Origin of the sequence: Sphingopyxis sp. MC1 (assembly GCF_000371385.1) — a bacterium.
Taxonomy (GTDB): domain Bacteria; phylum Pseudomonadota; class Alphaproteobacteria; order Sphingomonadales; family Sphingomonadaceae; genus Sphingopyxis; species Sphingopyxis terrae.
In genome coordinates this window covers 473,844-488,994 of record NZ_AOUN01000002.1, presented here as the reverse complement: position 1 = coordinate 488,994, position 15,151 = coordinate 473,844, and the positions used below count along the sequence as shown (strand labels likewise).

The window sequence follows — 15,151 nt, the reverse complement described above, 5'->3', positions numbered from 1 at the left end:
GGCGAAAGGGCGGCGAAAGGAAAGGCCCGCCGCTCCTCGGATCGGCGGGCCTCACTAAGCCAAGTCTGGCGACCAGACCAGTTCAGGGCACGTCAGCAGACGCAGCGCGGCTTGGCTTTGGGTTTCGGTTTCCGCTTGGCCACATAGCGTTTCCGCACCGGCACATTTTCATAATAGGTCTTGGTCGTGGTCACGACGCGTTCGGTGACGACCGGCGGGCCGTTGATGATCGTCGTGACGACGACGCCCGGCGTGTAATAGCCATAACCATAGCCGTAGCTATAGGCATAACCACCCGGGTAGCCGGGATGGCCGGGGTAATAGCCGCCATGGGCACCGCCACGGCGCGCCCACCATTCGTCGCACTTCTGCTTGTCGGCCTCGCTACCGACCGCCGCGCCGGCGAGCGCCCCGACGCCGCCGCCGATCAGCGTGCCGGCGGTACGGTCGCCATGACCGGCAACGCGATTGCCGACGACACCGCCGACGATCCCGCCCACGACCGCACCGGTCGTCGCGCCGCCATGGCCGCAGCGACGACCCATTTCCATGTCCTCGCGCGGGTCGAAACCGCCCTGATAATAGGGGGGCGGCGGATAGTCGGCGCCGGTGCGCCCCTCGACGCTGCCTTCATAGCTACCCTCGTACCGGCGGCCGTCGCGATCTTCGTAGGTGCCGTTCCACGTGCCCGTCCAGCGGCCTTCGGACTGATAGCCGTCGATGTGGCGATATTCGACTTCGCTCGGCATCCGGTCGGGATAACCGGTGTAGACGCGCACGTCGGGCGCGGAGGGCGCCTCATAGTCGAGCCGCGGGGCCGCTTCGTCGGTGGTCGTGACGACGGTGGTCTGGGTCTTGGTGACCTCGGCGCTGGTCGCATGGCCGGCCAGCAGCAACGATGCGGCGGCAGCCCCCAACAACAGAACGGTGCGCATGCTAAACTCCCTGTTCCAGCGGAATCGCCCGTGGGGGCAATGGCTTGGTTAACAGTCTGTTAGCAAAATCGGCGCTTTTCCGCGAATCCGTTAACCGTGCGAATCGCGTCCCATTTTGACGCAGCTTTATCCCGCGAGCGCGGCGGCGATGCGGACGATCAGCGCTTCGGCGCCCGCCTGATCGTCGGCGGTGAAGCGCGCGGGCGAGGGGCTGTCGAGGTCGAGCAGGCCGATCAGGCGGCCTTCGGCGACGATCGGCACCACCAGTTCGCTGCGGCTGGCCGCATCGCAGGCGATATGGCCGGGAAAGGCGTGAACATCCTCGACCCGCTGCGTCGCGCGCAGCCGCGCCGCGGCGCCGCACACCCCCTTGTCGAGCGGGATGCGGATGCACGCCGCCTTGCCCTGAAACGGGCCGAGCACCAGTTCGGTGCCGTCGAAGCGGTAGAAGCCCGCCCAATTGAGATCGGGAACAGCCTGCCAGATCAGCGCCGCGACATTGGCCATATTGGCGATCGCATCGGGCTCACCTGCGACGAGAGCGGCGGCGGCGTCGGCCGCCTCCGCCCACAGCGCGGCAGGATCGGTGGCGGTGAAGGATAGGGCGTAGGTCAAGGCGATGGCTTTCGGCTGGTGGGCGGCGGCGAACACTATCGTCCGCCGCCGCCGCGCGATCATTTGACGTCGAGGCCGGTCCATTTGGCAGCGAAGGCATATTTGTCCGCCGCCTCGGCGATGATCTTGTCGGTCGGCTTGCCCGACCCATGGCCGGCGCGCGTCTCGATGCGGATCACGTGCGGCTTCGGACCGATATCCTCATGCTGCAGCTCGGCGGTATATTTGAAGCTGTGACCCGGGACGACGCGATCGTCGGTGTCGGCGGTCGTCACCAGGATCGCCGGATAGGTGCGGCCGCCCTTGATATTATGATAGGGCGAATAGCTCAGCAGATTGCGGAAATCGGCCTCTTTCGACGGATAGCCATAATCGTCGGTCCAGTAGCGGCCCGCGGTGAAGCGATCGAAGCGCAGCATGTCCATCACGCCCACAGCGGGCAGTGCCGCCGCGAACAGGTCGGGGCGCTGGTTGGTGACGGCGCCGACCAGCAGGCCGCCGTTCGACCCGCCCTCGATCGCCAGTTCGCCCTTGCCGGTGATCCCCTCGGCGATCAGATATTCGCCCGCCGCGATGAAATCGTCGAAGACATTCTGCTTGTTGGCGAGCCGGCCGGCGTCGTGCCACGCCTTGCCATATTCGCCGCCGCCGCGCAGGTTCGCGATCGCGACGACCCCGCCCTTGTCGGCCCAGGCGAGGCGGGTCGGCGAAAAGCCGGGGGTCAGCGACACGTTGAAACCGCCATAGCCATAGAGCAAAGTCGGCGATCCCTTCGACCGGTCGAGCCCCTTTTTCATCACCAGGAACATTGGCACCTTGGTGCCGTCCTTCGACGCGTAGAAACGCTGTTCGACTGTGAAATCCTTGGGGTCGAAGGTCAGTTTCGGCGCCTCGAAAACCTCACTCTTCCCGCTTACCGTATCAAGGCGATAGATGGTCGTGGGCTGCGCAAAGCTGGAGAAGGCGTAGAAGGTTTCAGGATCACCCGGCTTGCCGCCGAAGCCGCTCGCGGTGCCGATTTCGCCCAGATTGATGTTCGCCACCGGTTTGCCGTCGAGCGCGACCATCCGGGCTTCCGACTTGGCGTCGCCGAGGTAGGACAGGATGATGCGGTCGCCGACGCGCGACGCGCCGACTAGCGTCCCCTCCTGTTCGCCGACGATCTGGGTCAGCGCCGCAGGCTTGCGGATGTCGAGCGAAACAAGGCGCTGACGCGGGGCATCCTTGTTGGTGAGGAAGGTGAACCGCGTGCCCTGGTTGGTCACATATTCCCAATTGTTCGCATAATCGTCGACCAGCGTGATCGCCTTGCCGCCCTTCACCGGATGCAGTGTCAGGCCGAAGCGTTCGTCGGTCCCTTTGGACGAGACGACGAGGACATATTGGCCATCATCGGTGACGAGCGCGCCGTGATTGAGTTCGGGCTGGTCGGGCGTCGCGTGGATCAGCACGTCGGCGCTCTGCGGCGTGCCGAGCTTGTGGAAATAGACCGCGTGATTTTCGTTGAGCGACTGAAACGCCTCGCCTTCCTTGGGTTCGGGGAAGCGCGAATAATAAAAGCCGCTGCCGTCCTTCGCCCAATCGAGCGACGAGAATTTGACCCAGCGAATCTCGTCGGCGATATCCTTGCCGGTCGCCACGTCCATCACGCGCACGATCCGCCAGTCGGTGCCGCCATCCTGCACGGAATAGAGCAGATATTTGCCGTCTTCCGACGGCGTCCATTCGGCGAGCGCGGTCGCGCCGTCCTTGGCCCATGCATTGGGATCGATCAGCACGCGGCCTTCGCCGGTCAGGCCCTCGCGCACTGTCAGCACCGATTGCGGCTGCAACCCGTCGTTGCGCGTGTAGAAATAGCGCGACCCCGCCTTGCGCGGCAGGCCGAAGCGTTCGTAATTGTAAAGCTCGGTCATCCGCGCCTTGAACGCATCGCGGCCGGGCAGCGTCGCCAGATAGGCGTCGGTGACCTTATTCTGCTCGGCGACCCAGGCTGCGACCTTCGGATTGACGCGAACATCGTCTTCCAGCCAGCGATAGGGGTCGGCGACATCGACGCCGAATTGCGGATCGACGGTGTCGCCGCGCTCGGTCGCCGGATAGGCCAGCGCAGCCGCAGACGCCGCCGCCGCGGCATCTTCGGCCGCCTGTGCCGCCGCGGGCGTCATGAACAGGGCGACCAGCGCGAGCGGCGCGCGAAATTTTCTACGGGGCATGGCAAGGCGATCCTCATCGTTCGGGTAATAATCGTGCGCGCTACTGTAAGCATCGCTTGTGGGCGGGCAAGGGGATTTGCGCAGGGCGCCTCGGCCAGCCGGCTCGGCACGCGGCCGGTCGCGCCGCAGGCCAGCGTCGGGGGTTACCCCTTTGCGACATTATCCCTTTGCGACAAAGAATATGCGTTCCCCCGCGAAGGCGGGGGCCCAGTTCCAACGAAGAGACGCGCGGCAGCGCGACCTCCGACGCTGCGTGTCGAAACTGGACCCCCGCCTTCGCGGGGGAACACTTATGCTACCCGTGTCTGGGGCGTCGAAGCGCTCGCGCGCTCGTTTCTGATGTTTGTTCCGACCCTAGGCCGGGCGGCCGAGCCAGCGCTCGAGAACCTCGGCGCTGTCCTGACCGACGGCCAGTGGCGCGGGCCGCCGCACGCTGCCCGGCGTAGCGGACAATTTGGGAAAGACGCCCTGCATCGTCACCTCGCCCAATTCGGCGTCGGGAACGGTGACGAGCGCCTCGCGCGCCGCGAAATGCGGGTCGGCGAGCATATCCTCGGCATCATAGACGCGGCCGGCGGGGACGCTCGCGTCGATCATCTTCGCCTCCAGTTCGGCGATCGTCATCGTGCGCGTCCATTCGCCGATCAGCGCGTCGAGTTCCTCCTGCCGCGCACCCCGCGCGCGGTGGGTCGCATAGCGCTCGTCGCTCGCAAGTTCGGGGCGGCCCATCGCCGCAGCCAGCCGCGCGAAGACGGCGTCCTGATTGGCGCCGATCAGATATTCGCCGTCCTTGCAGGGATAGACGTTCGACGGCGCGATGCCCGGCAGGGTCGATCCGGTGCGCCGCCGCTTGGTGCCGCTCGCCGAATAATCGGCGACGGTCGATTCCATCACCTGCAACACCGCCTCGTAAAGTGCCGAGTCGACGATCTGGCCCTCGCCGGTCTTGCTGCGGTGATGGAGCGCCGCGAGCGCGCCGAGGCAGCCATAGGTCGCGGCCAGCGTGTCGCCGATCGACACGCCCATGCGTGCCGGCGGCAGGTCGGGATAGCCGACGATCCCGCGCCAGCCGCCCATCGCTTCGCCGATGCCGCCGAATCCGGCGCGCGCCGAATAGGGGCCGGTCTGGCCATAGCCCGATACGCGCACGACGATCAGGCCCGGATTGGTCTTGCGCAGCTCTGCGGGGTCGAGGTTCCATTTTTCGAGCGTGCCGGGACGAAAATTCTCGATCAATATGTCGGCTTTGGCAATGAGGTCGCGGGCAAGCTGTTGCCCTTCCGCACTGCGCAGGTCGACGGCGACCGAATATTTGTTGCGTGCGATGACGCGCCACCAGCTCGGGCGGTCGCCCTGGCCCCAATGGCGCATCTGGTCGCCGGTTTCGGGCGGCTCCAGCTTGACGATTTCGGCGCCCATGTCGCCCAGAAGCTGGCCGCAGAACGGGCCCGCGATCAATTGGCCCATTTCGACCACCCGAAGGCCGTCCAGCGCTCCCCCGCCGCTGTTGCTGTCTGTCATGTCGTTCCTTTCGCGGCCCCGATCCTCTATGTCGCCCTTGCTGGCGACCCATCGAACGCAGCCCATGGACTCTTTATACTTAGAATACTATGTAATTTTCAACCCCGCTTGAACAGCATTTGAACCGAGGCGCGAAAATGGCCAGCAAAACCCGCATCGAAATGGTCGAAGTCGGACCGCGCGACGGGCTGCAGAATGAAAAGGCGGTCGTTTCGACGGCCGACAAGGCCGAGCTGATCCGCCGCGCCATCGCCTATGGCGCGCGGCGGATCGAGGTGACGAGCTTCGTCAATCCCAGCCGCGTTCCGCAGCTTGCCGATGCCGAGCAGCTGGCCGCAATGCTGCCCGATCGCGATGATGTGACCTATATCGGGCTGGTGTTGAACCGGCGCGGCGCCGAGCGCGCGCTGGCGACGGGGCGGATCGACGAGCTGGGCGCGGTCTGCGTCACCAGCGACGCTTTCGGCATCCGCAATCAGGGGCAAAGCTCCGACGAATCGCTCGCGGCGGCGATCGAGATCGTCGAGCTTGCCCATGCCGCCGGACGCAGCGCACAGATCACCATCGCGACCGCCTTTGGTTGCCCATTCACGGGCGAGGTGCCTATGGCGCGCGTTATCGACATGGCGAAGCGCGCCGCCGATGCGCAGCCGCGCGAGGTCGCGCTCGCCGACACCATCGGCGTCGCGGTGCCGGCGCAGGTCGCCGAAACGGTCGCGCGCGTGCGCGAAGCGGTCGGGCCGCTGCCGGTGCGCGTGCATTTTCACAACACACGCGGGGCGGGGCTTGCCAATGTCTGGGCGGCGGTCGCGGCAGGGGCAACGGTCGTGGATGCCTCGCTCGGCGGGCTCGGCGGCTGTCCCTTCGCGCCGGGTGCGGCGGGCAATGTGGCGACCGAGGATGTCGTTTATATGCTCGAACGCAGCGGCATTGCGACCGGCCTCGCGCTCGCCGACGTCGTTGATGCGGCGGCATGGTTTACCGAAGTGATGGGGCGTCCGCTGCCCGCGATGGTCAGCAAGGCGCCCGCCTTTCCGGCGTCCTGAGCGTTCAGCGGGGGTGGTCGGCGTCGAAATGGCGTTCGAGCAATTTCATGCGATCGACGATCGAGAAGAAGAAGGCGGTCGACCAGCCGATCAGGATGATGCCGCTCGCCCCCTCGATCGCGCCCAGGATGCGGAGACCGGGCGGCAGGACGATGTCGCCATATCCGATCGTCACATAGGTCGAGGTTGAGAAATAGAGTGCGTGTTCAAAGTCTGCGAAGGCGCCGAGCCACTGGAACACCCCCGCCCATATCCATATCTCGACCGAGTGCAGTGCGAACAGACCGAAAGCGGCGACCAGGATCGCGGCACCGTTCAGCAGGACGATCAGGATACGGCGCTCGGCGCGGCGATAGCGGCGCAGGACCGCGAGCAGGATCGCCAGCCCGACAAGGTGCACGATGACCGTCGTCCCGACGACGAGCGTGGCGAGCATGAGCTGATGGACAAGCGTCATGCGCCTATTCACCCAGATTGCCGTCGGCACGCAAGCGGCTTTGATCCTAGCGCACGGCCTGCGCGAGCAAGCCCGTAATCGAGCGGGTGATTGAGACGCGCGCGATCGTGATGCGATCCTGAGCAAAGCCCGCGCGCGTGAAGATGCGCTCCAGCGCTGCCTCGTCATAAAGCTGGTGCAAGCCGACGCGTGTGAAAGACCAGTCGCGCATCGTGTCGCGGTGGGTGACATAGGCGACCGCGCGGCCGCCGGGGCGCAATATCCGGTGGAGAGGCGCAAGGTCGCGGCCGTCGGGATCGCAGAAATAAAGCATGTTAAGCAGTAGCGCGGCGTCGAACGAGGCCGGCGGAAAGGGCATCGCGGCAAGCTCGGCGCAGCGTATATCGGCGCCCACCCCCAGCCGGGTCGCGGCCATCGCGGCCATGACGGGTGACGGGTCTATCCCCGCAGCGTCCACGTCGGCGCGGCGCCGCACCGCTGCTAACGCGGCGCCGGTCCCGCACCCGATGTCGATGACGCATTCGCCCGCACGCGGCGCCAGCAGGTCGATCGCGAGCCGCGTCGGCCGGCGGTTCGCCAGATCCATTGCCCGGCCGAGCAGCCGCCCTGCGATGCCGCGCGGGCGCGCGAGCTGTCCCGCGAAGGCGGCGGCCATGCTGGCCGCCAAGTCAGCGCGCCTTGGCGAGCAGCGCCTGCACCTCGCGGCGACGACCGGCATCCCACACGGGCCGCGTGCCGTCGTGCGGCGCGCGCAAAGCCTTTTGCAGAAAGGCGCGGGCGCCAGCCTTGTCGCCCTGATCGAGCAGGAAGTCGCCGTAGAAATAATTGGCGTCGAGCCCGCCCGGATCTTGCGCAAGCGCTTCCTTCAGCAGCTTGCGCGCCTTGTCGGTGTCGCCGAAGCCGATCGGCGATCCCGGCACCTTGTAATAGAGGACGCCCAGGCTCATTGCCGCGCCGCCCTTGGCGGCGTGCGGATCGAGCGCATAGGCGCGGGCGATGATGTCGCGCGCGCGCGTCGCAAGGCCCAGCTTGTGAAAGATGTTGGCGCGGTTCGCCTGCTCGCTGGTGACGATGCCCTGCCACAGTAAAGGTTCGGCGCGGCCGGGATAGCGGGCGACCAGCACGGCGGCCTGCTTGGCAAGCGCGTCGAGTGCCTTGGTCTGGGTGCTCGATCCGTGCACCTCGTATACGATGTGCGCCCAGCCGTCGTTGATCGACTTCACATCTTCGGCGGCACCGGCCATCACCACGGCCGGCACGGCCGCAACCACCATCGCCGCGACCGCCGCGGCGCGCGTCATTTGCAATTTCATCGGGCTACTCCTTTGTCGTGCTTCACGAAAATTCCGCGCGGGCGCGCCGGATCTGCGGCGCGAGGCCGGTGTCGATCAGGCGCGGCGAAATGGCATTGAGCGCGGCATAGACCCGCTCCATCGCGCCGATGCTGAGCGTCGGTCGCCGGGCAAGGATCGCGGCGACGATCCGCTGCGCGACCCATTCGGGGGCATCGGCCTTCATTCCGGTAATTTCGAGGAAGCGGTTGACCTCGGCATTGTTGAAGGCGGTGCGCGCGGCGCGCGGATTGACGTGCGTCACGCTGACGCCGCTGCCGCCCAGTTCGCGCCGCAATCCCTGGCTGAACGCGGCGAGTCCCGCCTTGCTGCTCGAATAGGCGGCGAACCAGGGGTAGGGGATGGCTCCCAGCACCGATCCGATATTGACAATCTGCCCGCTCCCGCGCCGCCGCATGGGCGCCGCGACCGCCCGGGCGAGCACCGCGGGAACGAGCAGATTGATCCGGTAACACAGCGCCAGCGCCTCGACGGGCTGGCTTTCGTGCAGGCCGAATCGCATGACCCCGGCGATGTTGACCAATATGTCGGGGGTGTCGCCCGTCAGCCGTTCGGCGAGCGCGGCGAGCGCATCGTCGTCGGAAAGGTCGGTGACGATGCTGTCGTGGCATGCCGCGCTTTCGCTGCGGTCGATACCGATCGTATGGGCGCCCGCCTGCGCAAGCAGCATGGCGACGGGGGCGCCGAGCCCGCCCGCGGCGCCTGTGATGGCGACACGCTGTCCGTCAAGCCGCCGCACGCGCCGGTTCCATTTCGATGCCCGCGAAAACCCCGCCGAACAGCGCGAACATCTCGCGCGCCATGCCCAGGATCGCCGCGCGATCGGCGGGATCGTCGAGCCCGTTCACCAGCTCCGCGAAAAAGGCCATATGATCCTGATCGAGCGCCCCGTGCGAGGTCAGATAGGTGAAGGCCTGCGGCGGCAGACCCAAATTCTTCGCGACCGCCGAAGCGCCGCGCGTCGCCAGCGCGACACTGACGCTTTCAAGGACATAGACCATGCCGAAAAAGGCCATGGCATTGCCCGTCGCGATCCGGCGATAGGCGTGATCGACCATTGCCGCCGTTGCGGGCGCAGGCGCGCTGGCGCGCACCGCCGCGGCGTCGCCGCCCGCTACCGCGATGTCGGACAATATCCATTCCTCGTGGCCGGTTTCCTCGGCGATATAATCGTCGAGCGCGGCCACGATCGCGGGGCGTCCGCCGAGCCGCGCGCGCGCCGCCTGCATCAGCGGGACGGTGTGGCTGACATGGTGATAGGCTTGCGCCAGATAGGCGAGGTACACGTCGCGCGTGATCGTGCCCGTCAGTCCCGCCTGCAATTGCGGAATGGTCAGGAAGCGCAGGCGCTCGCGCACCGTTTGCGCCTCGAGTTCGGTGAAAAAGTCCGGCGTACCGTCCAGATAGGCGGCGGCAATCGCGGCGCGGCGCAGGCGGCCGTTGCCGGTCAGCTGCCCGTTCATCGGCGTGAAGTGCGCGGCTTGGCGCCAGCCACCGATGCGGGCATAGGCCGGCAGCAGGGCATTGGCGGCGGCGACCGCGGCTTCCAGATCGGCGTCGGCATGGGCCGGCACGATCAGCGCCTCGGGCGCCGGCCGACCCTCGCCCCAGACCATCGCCTGTGCGATCGCCGGTTGCTGGGTGAGGGCAGCCTCGACCCATTCGGGCGAGATATTGCGGCCGAAACTGGTGATGATCAGGTTCGATTTCCGCCCGTCGATGTGCAGCCGTCCCGCGGCGTCGATCGTGCCGATGTCGCCGGTGTGGAGCGGTGTGTGCGGTGCTGCCCCGCCGACCGCGCCGAGGCAGATCGGGCCATCGAGCACGATCTCGCCATCGTCGGCGACACGCGCCTGCATATGCGAAAGCGGCCGGCCGACCGACGTCGGATCGTCATCGCCCGCGTCCTGCAGGGACACGACCGATGCGCATTCGGTCAGGCCATAGCCTTGCCGGACGGGCAGGCCGAGTCGGCGGGCGCGCTCCACCAAGGGGACAGGGGTGCGCGCACCGCCGACCGCGACCAGCGTCAACAGCGGCAGGCGGATATCCGCCGCCTCCATGACGCGAACGATGCCGTCGAGATATTCGGGAACCAAGATCAGCGAGGTGATGCGCTGTTCGGCGATCAGGCGGACCGCCCTGGCGAAATCGGGCCGAAAGGGGTCGGCCATCCCGACCTCGGCCTGCGGCGGACAGACATAGGTGCCGCCCGCGATCAGCGTCGGGAAAAAGCCCGCCACCGTTTCCAGCAGGATGCCCGGCGGCAACAGCGCGAGGTGCCGTCCGGCGTGCTCGGCCCCGACCGCGGCGACGATCGCGCGGGCGACGGTGAGCATATGGTCGGCCGAAAGGCAGATGCCCTTGGGCATGCCAGTCGATCCCGAGGTGAAGCTGATCCGCGCCGTCCCACCGGGGAGGGGGACGGGCGCGGACTGGCGGGGCTTGCCCGACCCGGCGGAACGGATCGTCGGATCGGGTACGGCCCCGCACAAGCCGGTGGCGTGGCGCGATTGGTCGGCGGTGAAGAAGCCGGGAAGCGACAGCACCGGAATCGCCGCCGCGAGCAGCGCGAGTTCCAGTTCGGCGCTTTCGCGGCCATGGTCGCGCTGCAACGCGACCGGCACGCCCGGTTGCAGTCGCGGCGCGAGGTCGGCGATACGCGCCGTGACGCGATCGCGCAGCGCGGCATAGGACAGCGGCTGGCCGTCAAGCGCGTCGATGGCAACGGCGTCGGGGCGCGTGGCGGCCTGGGCGGTCAGAATGTCGAATATGGTCATGTCAGGCCGCCTGCCGCGCGGCGCGGCGTTCGAGGAAGCTGTTGATGGCGGCTTGCCCGTTGGCGATGACGCCGGCGCAGACCCAAGGATCCTGATCGTAATAGCGTCCCCACGCCGATGCCGCCGATCCCAGCCGCTCGCCGCGGGCAGGGGCGATGGCGGCGATCGGGATGCCGATGCGGCGAAACATGGCGCGCAGCGGGGCGGTCAGCGTCGCGACCGCGACATCGCCCAGCGCGGCAAGATCGTTCGCCGCCGCGCCCCAAAGCGCGATCATCGCCAGCGGATTGACGGCTGCCAGATTGCCGATCTCGACGATCTGGCTGCGCGCAACGGGTCTGCCCAGTGCAATTGCCGCCAGCTCTTCGACGGGCGCATCGAGATAGGCTTCCAGAAACAGGGGCGCATCGGTGGCACGCGCATAGCCGAGCGCGGCGGTCGATCCGCCGGTGCCGGGACGATGAATATAGTCGGAAAAGCCGGGGGACAGTTCGGCAGCGAAGCAGTCGCGATACCGTTGGCGGATCATTCCGAATTCGTCGCCTGGCGTCATGCCAATCTCCCTATGTTACAGGGATGAGACGCCGCGATGACACGCACCCCGCAAAGGAATGCGAAAATTTTCCGGTAGGGCGCCTCGAAACGGCGGCGAACCGGCGGTGCCCGCGTTCAGCGAACCTGCCGCTTTTCCAGCTTTCGCGCCAGCGTGCGGCGGTGCATGCCGAGCCGGCGGGCGGCTTCGGAAATATTGAACCCGGTTTCGACCAGCGTCTGGTGGATATGTTCCCATTCGACGGTCTTGATCGACGATTGGCGTCCGTCGAGCGGCGCCTCGACATTGCCCTCGGCGCGGCCGAAGGCGGCTTCGATATCGTCGGTGTTCGACGGCTTGGCGAGATAATAGGAGGCGCCGAGCTTGATTGCCTCGACCGCGGTGGCGATGCTGGCAAAGCCTGTCAGCACGACGATGCGCATCGCAGGGTCAAAGGCGCTCAGCGTCTGGACGCAGCCGAGGCCCGAAGCGGCGCCGAGCTTCAGGTCGACCACCGCGAAATCGGGATGGAATCCGGCGAGGAGCTCATCCAGCCCCTCGGGCCCATGCGCCACCCGCACATCATAGTCGCGCCGTTCGAACGACCGCTTCAGCGTCCGCGCAAAGGCTTCGTCATCTTCGACGATCAGCAGGCGCCGTTCGGTCATCCCCTTCTCCCTTCGCCCCGCGCGATCGCCGCGATCGGCAGCGTGATCCGCACCACCGCACCCCCCGCATCGCGGTTGTCGGCGCTCACCAGCCCGCCCAGCTTGCGCACGACATTGACCAGCAGGAACAGGCCGAGCCCGCCGCCGGGGCGGCCCTTGGTCGACCGATAGGGTTGGCCGATCGTCTCCAGCATTTCCGGATCGAATCCGGGGCCGCGGTCGGCGATCTCGATCACCAGCATCTCGCCGTCGCGCAGTGCGGTGAGGCCGATCCAGTCGGGGGAGACTTCGGCCGCATTGTCGATGACATTGTCGATCACCTGACGCAGCGCGGGGTCGGAGACGATATCGACATCGGGACCGATCCGGTCGCTGAAATCGAGCGTGCCCGGCAGGCGCCCGGCGCGCCAGTCGTCGACGATGTCGGTGACGAAACGGCGCGCGGTCGTTAGCTGCGGCGCGATGCCGCGGGCTTCGCCCGCCGACATCAGGATGCCGCTGACGATCGATTTGCAGCGACCGACCGCCGCGTCCATATCGGCCAGATCCTCCTGCAATTCGGTGTCGTCCGCCAGCCGCGGTGCCGCGCGCCAGTCGCCGATCAGCACCGAAAGCGTCGACAGCGGCGTCCCGAGTTCGTGCGCGGCGCCCGAGGCGAGCAGGCCCATGCGGACGATATGATCCTCCTCCGCCGCGCGCTGGCTGGCGGTGGCCAGCGCCGCATCGCGCTCGCGCAGGTTACGGCTCATCCGCGTGACGAAGGCGACGAGCAGCACCGCGATCAACAGGAAGCAGACGAGGCTGCCCTTGAGATAGAGCGCCAGCGGATCGGCGGCATAGGGTTGCGGCAGGACGAGCGGCGTCGGATCGATGCGCAGCGCGACCATCGCAACGATCGCGCCCGCCACCACGGCCCAAGACGAACGCGGCGTGAGCAGGATCGCGCCCATCACCACCTGAAGCAGAAACAGCGAGGCGAAGGGATTGGTGAGACCGCCGCTATGGTGGAGCTGCCACCCCAGCGCCGCGACATCGAACAGCAGCACCGCCGTCAGCTCGCGGTTGGCGACCGAATGGCCGCCGCGTAGCCGCGCAAGACTGACGAGATTGATCGCGATGAGGACGATGATCGCGCCGAGCAGCGGCGCAAGCGGCAGCTTGATGCCCATCAGCCCGTTGACGACCTCGATCGTCGCGAGCTGGCCGCCGACCGCGATCCAGCGTAGCTGGATCAGCAGCGACATGTTCCGCTGGCCGGCGTCGGCCGCCGGAAGCGCGATCGGTGGGGCCGTGGCTTCGCTCATTCGTCCGGCATATTGGACGCATCGGCGCCCGGACGCCACAGCCGCCAGGCAAAAAACAGCGCAAGCAGCATCAGCGCGAACCAGGTCAGCGCATAGACCAGATGATTGTCGGGGAATTTGACGACGGTCAGCCCACCGACGGGCAGGCCGCCGGGGTTCGGCGCCGGATCGGCATCGACGAAATAGGGCGCGGTGCGGCCGAGACCGCGCGCCGCCGCGATCGCGGCGACGTCGCGCGAATACCACCGGTTCGCGGCGGGATCATTGGCGCGCAGGAAGCCGCCGCCGGGCTCGGTCACGCGCAGCAGTCCCGTTACCGTCGTCGGTCCGGCGGTATTACCCGCGGCGCGCGTTGCCGGATCGCGGCGCTCGCGCGGCACGAAGCCGCGATTGACGAGCAGCGTGAAGCCGGGCGTTTCGAGCGGCGTCATCACCCAATAGCCGGCGCCGCGATCGGTGACCGCCTGAACCAGCGTTTCGCGGTCGTGACGGAAGCGACCGGTTGCGGTGACGCGGCGATAGGCGTCGTGCGCCGCGTCGATGCCGCGCCATGCGGGCGGTGGTGGCGCGGGAACGGGGGCGGCGTGGATGCGCGCATCGACCGCCGCGACCAGCGCATGTTTCCATTCGCGCCGTTCGAGCTGCCAGACGCCGAGCGCCGCGAGCAGCGCCGCCACGACCAGCGCCGCCGCGGCAAAGGCCGCGCGGCGCGGCCGGGTCACGGCAACTGGCTCATGTCGTGCGGCATCGGCATCATATTGGTGTTGAGGTGGTGCATCACCCATAGCGACCCCGCCAGCATGATCACGACGACGATGATCGTGAACAGCAGCGAGGTCATCGACCAGCCGCCCTCCGCCTTCGGCGTCATGTGCAGGAAATACACCATGTGGACGACGATCTGAACCACCGCGAAGCCCATGATGATCGCCGCGGTCACACCGGCCGACAGCGGCATCGTCATCACCATCCAGAAGGGGATGGCGGTCAGGATCACCGACAGGACGAAGCCGATCGCATAATCGCGCATCGACGCGTGCGGCATCTCGGTCTCGTGATGCGCGTGGTCGGCGGCGTGGTTGTCGTGGTTCGCGCTCATCGCAGCATTCCCATCAGATAGACGATCGTGAAGACGCCGATCCACACGACGTCGAGGAAGTGCCAGAACATCGACAGGCACATCACGCGGCGCTTGTTCGCGGCGATCAGCCCATGCTTGCCGAGCTGGATCATCAGGGTCACCAGCCAGATGATGCCGAAGGTCACGTGCAGCCCGTGGGTGCCGACCAGCGTGAAGAAGGCCGACAGAAAGGCGCTGCGCTGCGGCGTCGCGCCAAGTTCGATCAGATGGTGGAACTCGTAAAGCTCGATGCTCAGGAAGGCGAGGCCGAACAGGCCGGTGATCGCCAGCCAGAGCTGGGTTCCCTTCACCTTGCCCTGCTGCATCTGGAGCACGGCGAAGCCATAGGTGATCGACGAAAAGAGCAGCATCGCGGTGTTGAGCGCGATCAGTTTCAGGTCGAACAGATCCTTGGGCGCCGGTCCCGCGGCATAATTGCCGCCGAGCACCGCATAGCAGGCGAACAGGATCGCGAAGATAAGGCAGTCGCTCATCAGATAGATCCAGAAGCCCAGCATCGTGCTGTGCCCTTCGGGATGGGGATGCGCGTCGAGTTCGTAGAAGACGGGCGCTTCGCCCGCGACGGGGAGGGTGGTGCTGCTCATCGA

General features: G+C 67.0%; 16 protein-coding genes. 1 reads left to right on the top strand and 15 read right to left on the bottom strand.

Annotation, left to right across the window (positions count from 1 at the left end; translation table 11 throughout):
* Positions 1-92: 92 nt before the first annotated feature.
* From EBMC1_RS02875 to EBMC1_RS02860, 4 genes are all read right to left on the bottom strand, one after another.
* On the bottom strand, positions 93-935 hold the full coding sequence (locus tag EBMC1_RS02875) for a glycine zipper domain-containing protein (protein ID WP_003040266.1): 843 nt from the start codon (positions 933-935) through the stop codon (positions 93-95).
* Positions 936-1,061: 126 nt separating this feature from the next.
* On the bottom strand, positions 1,062-1,613 hold the full coding sequence (locus EBMC1_RS02870) for a GAF domain-containing protein (RefSeq protein ID WP_003040264.1): 552 nt from the start codon (positions 1,611-1,613) through the stop codon (positions 1,062-1,064).
* The gene (locus EBMC1_RS02865) at positions 1,610-3,763 is read right to left on the bottom strand and encodes a prolyl oligopeptidase family serine peptidase (RefSeq protein ID WP_003040260.1); all 2,154 of its coding nucleotides are present in this window, start codon (positions 3,761-3,763) and stop codon (positions 1,610-1,612) included. Before EBMC1_RS02865 ends, EBMC1_RS02870 begins: the two co-directional genes overlap by 4 nt.
* A 354-nt stretch (positions 3,764-4,117) precedes the next feature.
* Positions 4,118-5,284, bottom strand: coding sequence for a CaiB/BaiF CoA transferase family protein (locus EBMC1_RS02860; RefSeq protein WP_156000907.1), 1,167 nt, complete (start codon positions 5,282-5,284; stop codon positions 4,118-4,120).
* Positions 5,285-5,421: 137 nt separating this feature from the next.
* Here EBMC1_RS02860 and EBMC1_RS02855 point away from each other — a divergent pair, with 137 nt between their 5' ends.
* On the top strand, positions 5,422-6,330 hold the full coding sequence (locus EBMC1_RS02855) for a hydroxymethylglutaryl-CoA lyase (protein ID WP_003040254.1): 909 nt from the start codon (positions 5,422-5,424) through the stop codon (positions 6,328-6,330).
* 4 nt (positions 6,331-6,334) lie between these two features.
* On the opposite strand, the gene EBMC1_RS02850 is transcribed toward EBMC1_RS02855, so the two are convergent.
* The 11 genes from EBMC1_RS02850 to cyoC form a co-directional block, all read right to left on the bottom strand.
* Positions 6,335-6,787 carry a potassium channel family protein gene (locus tag EBMC1_RS02850; protein ID WP_003040251.1) on the bottom strand — a complete coding sequence of 151 codons (453 nt, stop codon included), beginning with the start codon at positions 6,785-6,787 and terminating at the stop codon, positions 6,335-6,337.
* Positions 6,788-6,833: 46 nt separating this feature from the next.
* Positions 6,834-7,454: a class I SAM-dependent methyltransferase gene (locus EBMC1_RS02845; protein ID WP_231292852.1), complete on the bottom strand. Its 621-nt coding sequence runs from the start codon at positions 7,452-7,454 to the stop codon at positions 6,834-6,836.
* A gap of 1 nt (position 7,455) precedes the next feature.
* The gene (locus EBMC1_RS02840) at positions 7,456-8,100 is read right to left on the bottom strand and encodes a tetratricopeptide repeat protein (protein ID WP_003040245.1); all 645 of its coding nucleotides are present in this window, start codon (positions 8,098-8,100) and stop codon (positions 7,456-7,458) included.
* Positions 8,101-8,122: 22 nt separating this feature from the next.
* Positions 8,123-8,878: an SDR family NAD(P)-dependent oxidoreductase gene (locus tag EBMC1_RS02835; RefSeq protein WP_003040242.1), complete on the bottom strand. Its 756-nt coding sequence runs from the start codon at positions 8,876-8,878 to the stop codon at positions 8,123-8,125.
* Positions 8,865-10,919: an AMP-binding protein gene (locus tag EBMC1_RS02830; protein WP_003040239.1), complete on the bottom strand. Its 2,055-nt coding sequence runs from the start codon at positions 10,917-10,919 to the stop codon at positions 8,865-8,867. The genes EBMC1_RS02835 and EBMC1_RS02830 overlap by 14 nt, the downstream gene beginning before the upstream one ends.
* 1 nt (position 10,920) lies before the next feature.
* Entirely contained in the window at positions 10,921-11,472 is a 552-nt protein-coding gene (locus EBMC1_RS02825) for a thermostable hemolysin (RefSeq protein ID WP_003040237.1), read from the bottom strand.
* Between the two features lie 116 nt (positions 11,473-11,588).
* Positions 11,589-12,119 carry a response regulator transcription factor gene (locus EBMC1_RS02820; RefSeq protein WP_003040234.1) on the bottom strand — a complete coding sequence of 177 codons (531 nt, stop codon included), beginning with the start codon at positions 12,117-12,119 and terminating at the stop codon, positions 11,589-11,591.
* On the bottom strand, positions 12,116-13,423 hold the full coding sequence (locus EBMC1_RS02815) for an ATP-binding protein (RefSeq protein WP_003040231.1): 1,308 nt from the start codon (positions 13,421-13,423) through the stop codon (positions 12,116-12,118). The genes EBMC1_RS02820 and EBMC1_RS02815 overlap by 4 nt, the downstream gene beginning before the upstream one ends.
* Positions 13,420-14,145 carry an SURF1 family protein gene (locus tag EBMC1_RS02810; RefSeq protein WP_003040229.1) on the bottom strand — a complete coding sequence of 242 codons (726 nt, stop codon included), beginning with the start codon at positions 14,143-14,145 and terminating at the stop codon, positions 13,420-13,422. The genes EBMC1_RS02815 and EBMC1_RS02810 overlap by 4 nt, the downstream gene beginning before the upstream one ends.
* Positions 14,142-14,522 (bottom strand): cytochrome o ubiquinol oxidase subunit IV, encoded by a 381-nt coding sequence (cyoD, locus tag EBMC1_RS02805; protein ID WP_003040226.1) that lies wholly within the window; start codon positions 14,520-14,522, stop codon positions 14,142-14,144. The genes EBMC1_RS02810 and cyoD overlap by 4 nt, the downstream gene beginning before the upstream one ends.
* Positions 14,519-15,148 (bottom strand): cytochrome o ubiquinol oxidase subunit III, encoded by a 630-nt coding sequence (cyoC, locus tag EBMC1_RS02800; protein WP_003040224.1) that lies wholly within the window; start codon positions 15,146-15,148, stop codon positions 14,519-14,521. Before cyoC ends, cyoD begins: the two co-directional genes overlap by 4 nt.
* Positions 15,149-15,151 lie beyond the last annotated feature (3 nt).